This window comes from bacterium (genome assembly GCA_035527515.1).
In the GTDB taxonomy this organism is placed as follows: domain Bacteria; phylum B130-G9; class B130-G9; order B130-G9; family B130-G9; genus B130-G9.
The window spans coordinates 1-5,488 of the sequence record DATLAJ010000172.1 but is presented as its reverse complement, the minus strand read 5'-3'; the positions used below and the strand labels follow the sequence as shown (position 1 = coordinate 5,488).

Genomic DNA, 5,488 nt, shown 5'->3' with positions numbered 1-5,488 from the left:
AAGAACGAGCTGATGGCGCTTACCCACAAGGCCCTCCAGGTAGCCAAGAGAAAAGGCAAGAACCGAGTGGTGACCACAGAAGTGGTCTTGGGCAAGGCCAAACTAAAGGCGAGAACGCTCAAAACAAAAGAATAAAAAGTGGAGATGAGCGGATTCGAACCGCTGACCCCCTGCGTGCAAAGCAGGTGCTCTCCCAACTGAGCTACACCCCCACCAAAACACCTCTCCCTAAATAAACTCGGACGAGGCGATAAAACTCTTAAGTGGGCCTACCTGGGCTCGAACCAGGGACCTCGCACTTATCAGGCGCGCGCTCTAACCTAACTGAGCTATAGGCCCGTCGCCACAAACATAATGCTCAGGCTCTCGATCTGTCAAGCCACCTAACTCAGAACCAGCAGTTCCGCAGGAGCGAGTTGTCTGGTGGCGGTGCGATGCAACCGGTGGGTTCTCACCAAAGGCTCGGAGATAGTGCTTGAGAGGGTCAAGGCCGCTTGATGGGGGACAGCCATCGCGTGTCCCCCATACCCCCTCCGCGACCGGAGAGCCTCCGCTCCCACAGCTTGGGCCGAGGGTGGCCTGGACGCCCTTCGTGCTCCTTCGTGGCCCTTCGTGGACAGAACTACCATCAATCGTCTTTCACCTCAAAGGGGCAGGAGGCGGAGCGATAGACGTTCTTGATTGAGAAGGGGCCGGTGAGGCCGATGTGGAACGTGTATGCGCCGGCTGGGGCCTGCTCGGGGAGGGTGGTGTTCAGGAGGACGAGGTCGTCGATGGAGCCGTATGCGGGCAACGGGACGTTCGCGAAGTAGGGCACGGGGTAGGCAAAGAGCGCGAGGCCGGTCGGGCCGTTGCCGTCGGGTGGGTCAGGCAGTGGCAATGCCGGCGCGGCGAGGTCCTTCATGTCCGGCGTGTTGGGTATCGAGCCCGGCCCGGTGTAATCAGGCCCCGGCTCCAAGAACTCCGTGCTGCCCTCGAACGCCGCGTAGAATATCGGAAACGGAGGCGCGGCCTCTCGAGCCGCAACGTAGAACAACTGCCCGCTCGGCACCTGAATCGCAACGTAGAGGTCAACGCTGGTCGAGGGCGCCAGATACTGGAGGGCGGTTGATGCGAGAAGGCGCGAGCCCGGCTGGTATTGCGGGTCCTGTTCAGGGCCTGTCGCGCCCCCAAGACTCGGGTCAACCTCTAGCGACTCCTCCGCCAGGAGCACACTTACGCCCTCCCCGGCCAGCCACATGTTGCCATACTGGTCCTCCGAGATAGCGCCAACACTGTCGGGCGTGACCCCTTGGTCGCTGATGCTTGGCAGAATGCCATCCATCTGCGTCCAAGCTGTGCAATCCTGACCGTCGAACCTAAATAAACCGCGCGTCACCAGATAGTACCACTCCCCGGAGGGCATCGCTATCGTTCCGTAGAACCAAAGGTTCTCCTGGCTATCCAGCGTGATCGGATACCGAGGATAGAGCTCGACGCCTCCCCGCGCTGTGAGACGGTGCCAACCGGGGTCATCGAACAGCCACACTCCGTTAGTAGAATAGAAGAAATTATCATACAAAAGGGCCCAAACGCGCTCGTCTCTGTCAATCTCTAAAGAGATGACGCCTTTATACTCATTGTAGTTATACGGGAGACCAAGCTCGCGCCAGCCCGACCCGTCGTCATAGACTATCGCGCCGCGAGCCCCACTATAAGGAGAGAAGTCCGTCCCCAGCGCAAGCCAAACCGTCTTCCCATCGGGCCCGACCTCCACATCCCATATCGCTCCATTGCAGACCCAGCTCATGTCATCGAAGGAGACCTTATCCGCCGTAATCCGATAGAGCCTCCCCGTGCACGCAACGTAAGCGGTCCCGTCTGCCGCAAATGCGATGTCCCAGATGTATCGGCTGGAGGGCGCGTAGAAGACGTCCTGCATGTCCTTTGTTACGAGCAGTGCTGAGCCGCCAAACCACTTGTTGTTGTCCGAATCGACCTTAATCACGTGGAACCCATCTTCTGAGTAGTCGTCGAAGATCGTGAACCCCTGCGAACCCATGTGGGTAATGGATGACCTTCCCGTGTAACAGCTATAGGAGTAGAACCAGACACCGTCTTCCTTGTCAGCTGCGACGTTAGATACTTCACGTCCGGTAACCGGAGACGTTATCTCGGTCACTTTCTCCCAGGCGTCACCCCCAAGCCTATACAGCGAGCGGCTATAGATCGGCGCCTCGCACAGACCATACAGAGTCCCCGCCTCATCGGAGGCTATACTCGCCAGCCAGACGTCCGCTCCCCCCGGCAGCTGCACCTCTTGCCAAAAGACCCCGTCGAAGTGCACCAGAACCTCAAACGACGGATCTGTCACGACGTCTTCCTCTCCCAGGAAGTAGGGCCGGGCATTCTCATCGAATGCGATCTCCGTCCAACCCACACCCTCTGGCAGACCATCCTCGACACCCCAGATCGACCACGCGTCACCATCTAGCCGACCGATCCGCTCATCCGCTACCCCGAACCATTTTCTGTCCCGCGAATCGACGCGGAGGACCCGCTCGGGCTCTAACCCCCCCGGTGGCTGATAGGAAGTGAGATTCTGTCCATCGAAACTGTATATCCTATTCGGCCCATCTTCATCGTAGGGGGCCGGACCGATGCCCCACAGGTGACCATCCGAGTCAATACCGGACCGAAATGGCCACCTCTCAAGACCATAGTCGCGTGAGTCGTATTCTCCCTCCGAAGGCGGTTTCAAGCCATAGTGCTTCAGCGACTCCCCAAGCCAGGCCCAGACACCATAGTTGCCATCCGGTAGGAGATGGAAGCTCTCTCCTTCGCCGACTTCCCGCCACTCGATGCCATCAAAAACCTGTAACTCTGGCCGGGGGTCGTCGTAGCGCAAGTCGAACTTAACCCACAACAGCCCGAGCGAATCAGCCGCCAATCGCAAAACGGAGCGAGCACCAGGGAGACCGTTACCGTTTGTGAACACTGTGTAGGACCCGTCATCAGTCCGGCCATAAACTATGCCTCCATCAGTCCTATAACAGAAGGCCCCGTTCTTCACCCAGAAATCAGCGAATAGGGAATTCAGCCACAGATCTGTCCAGTTAATGATCGTGCTCGAGGGTAAGATCGTCTGCGCCCCGGATACGCAAGTCAGCGTCGCAAGCAAAAGGCAGACGAAAACAACCGATCTCATGCATAAGCGTCGATTCATGCCTAAACTCCTAATCAATTCCGCTTTTTGCCTACAATTGGTCCTTAGGTTCATCTTGCGATAGGCCAATATATAGTAATGTTACCACGATCCTGCGGCCTCTGCCAAGAGACCTCGTGATGCGGCAGCGGTTGCGCGGGAGCGAGTTGTCTGGTGGCGGCGAGATGCAACCGGTGGCGGTTTCTGGCGTAACCTGGGAGCAAGACTTTAGAAGAGGCCCCGCATCGCGCCGCCATCAACCTGTATCGTAGCGCCAGTGATGTTGCTCGCCGCATCCGACGCAAGGAACACAACGGCCGCCGCGAGTTCTTCTGGCCGTCCGAGCCGACCAACGGGTATGGTCGAGGCGATCCCGTCCAGCACCTCCTGCTCGGATTTGCCGAGCCTCTTGGCATTCGAGGCGACGAGCTGCTCGACGCGCCTTGTGGCGTGGTAGCCTGGGCAGAGGTTGTTTATGAGAATGTTGTGTTGAGCAAGTTCGCGCGAGAGCGTCTTGGCGAGACTCACGACGCCGCTTCGGAAGACGTTGGAGAGTAAAAGCTCTGGTATCGGCTCCTTAACCGCTATCGAGGTGTTGTTGATGATTCGGCCAAAGTTCTGCCTCTTCATGATCGGCAGGACCCTGCGGATGATTCGGACTACGAAGAGCAATAGCTGCTCAAAGGCGCGCTGCCAGTCGTCGTCCGCGAAGTCCGAAAACGCCCCTGCGGGCGGGCCGCCGGTGTTGGTGAAGAGGACGTGAACTGCCCCGAACTGCTCCACTGCGGTATCAATCAACATGTCTATGCCCTCACTCGTCGAGAGGTCGGCCACCACAGGCGCCACAATGGGCGCCTCGACCATGTTCTCCGATGTGCTTCCGATGATCTCTGCTGCCGCCTGCTTCAAGGCCGCCTCGTTGCGTGATGCGATGACCACCTTCGAGCCTTCCTTTGCGAACGCCTCAGCGGTCGCCCTGCCCAGGCCGCCGCTTGCGCCGCAGACTACAACTACTTTGCCCTTAAGCCCCAGTTCCATAGGTCCCTCTCCACCCAAAATGACAGCAGCCGCCAGCGCGGCCGCCGATCGTTACTCCAACCACAATCAAGATTCTTTGAGCTCCCATGTTGCCTCCGTTGCCAATAGAGCGCCTTGTCCCGTCGGGGTTATATGTATTCGTCTGGACGCTCGACGAGTCCTTGTCAATGCCATATAGCCGGCCATCATAATTGTAGTAGTAATCCCACGTCGTCGTCCCGTCCCTGTCGCTTCGGCAGATAAGCCGAGCTCGGAACGTGCGAGGCGCCAGCTTGCGGTGCACATCGAAATGTGTCACCCGTGTGCCGTGGGCACTCATCGCCCCGTTCCCGTCGTAGGCGGAGAGCCTCCGCTCCCGTAACCTGGCCGAGCTCGGAACGTGCGAGGCTTTGCATCGGGTCAGTTTAGCGTCACCTCGGCCGTCGCGACGTTCGAGGTGATTATCGGCTCGTCTTCCGGTGTGGCTGGTGGGGCGTTGACGTCGATATAAGTTGTATATACGGAGTAACGTATCCTGTCCATTGACGGCAGCACGAACGGGAAGTACTCGAACGAGTAGCGGAACGTCTCCTGCGGCTGAAACTCGTGATAGACGCTTATATGCTCTTGCAGGGGGATGGGTTCATCCTCTCCCTCGCGCAGATACTCTGCCTTGAGGTGAAGCGTCGCGTCGTTGCGAATGATGCGCAGGTTGTCGAACTCTATCTCCACCTCGACCTCGCCTCCTCCCTTCGCCCGCGCCTCAATCCGCGCCTCATACGGCATCGGGATCAGCTCAGGATCCGGTGTCCACCGGCAGACCGCCTTATCCGTGGCAAACCATAGAGTGGGTATGTCGTCAACGGCCATTCTCTGCATGCCGTAGTATATGCGCCCGCCAATCCCTCCGCCCGGCCGAGCACTGTCCGACCCTGCCCTGTCCGGCAACAGCCGGGAAACCTCGGGCGTTGTATCCTGAAATGACCAGAACGCTACCCCTAACGGCATCCGCTCATCCTCACCAAATGAACCGCCCGCAAAAACCCATAATCCACGCCAATCCCATACCAATGCGGCGATAGGAATCCCGTCCAGCCATGCGACCTCCTCGATGGTCCTATTCACCGCGTCAACCTGTATCATCCTTGCCGGTTTAAGAAGCGAGAGGATAGTCCCGCCCCCCTGGTCTTGTGCTTCTAGCCAGAAATATGAGTTAGCGCCTGCGCATGCGCCAAAGAAACGTAGCGAAGGGAAGTCATCCAATATCCAACTCTCTTCACGCGCCAA

The 5,488-nt window shown here is 58.4% G+C and carries 4 protein-coding genes and 2 tRNA genes; all 6 read right to left on the bottom strand.

The genetic code is table 11. The features are described 5' to 3' along the window. Positions 1–139: 139 nt before the first annotated feature. Positions 140–212, bottom strand: a tRNA-Ala gene (locus VM163_14025). Positions 213–264: 52 nt separating this feature from the next. Next, positions 265–339: transfer RNA gene (locus VM163_14020), tRNA-Ile, on the bottom strand. Between the two features lie 289 nt (positions 340–628). Next, on the bottom strand, positions 629–3,205 hold the full coding sequence (locus tag VM163_14015) for a hypothetical protein (protein ID HUT04997.1): 2,577 nt from the start codon (positions 3,203–3,205) through the stop codon (positions 629–631). A gap of 207 nt (positions 3,206–3,412) precedes the next feature. Continuing rightward, a complete protein-coding gene (locus tag VM163_14010) occupies positions 3,413–4,222 on the bottom strand; it encodes an SDR family oxidoreductase (GenBank protein ID HUT04996.1) in 810 nt (269 codons plus the stop codon). Next, a complete protein-coding gene (locus tag VM163_14005; GenBank protein ID HUT04995.1) occupies positions 4,206–4,541 on the bottom strand; it encodes a hypothetical protein in 336 nt (111 codons plus the stop codon). Before VM163_14005 ends, VM163_14010 begins: the two co-directional genes overlap by 17 nt. An 80-nt stretch (positions 4,542–4,621) precedes the next feature. Further along, positions 4,622–5,488 (bottom strand): hypothetical protein (locus VM163_14000; GenBank protein ID HUT04994.1); only part of this gene is annotated, 867 nt, incomplete at its 5' end.

Coding starts and splice junctions, on each gene's coding strand:
- VM163_14015 (HUT04997.1), bottom strand. CDS start 3,205: ATGAATCGACGCTTATGCATGAGATCGGTTGTTTTCGTCTGCCTTTTG.
- VM163_14010 (HUT04996.1), bottom strand. CDS start 4,222: ATGGAACTGGGGCTTAAGGGCAAAGTAGTTGTAGTCTGCGGCGCAAGC.
- VM163_14005 (HUT04995.1), bottom strand. CDS start 4,541: ATGAGTGCCCACGGCACACGGGTGACACATTTCGATGTGCACCGCAAG.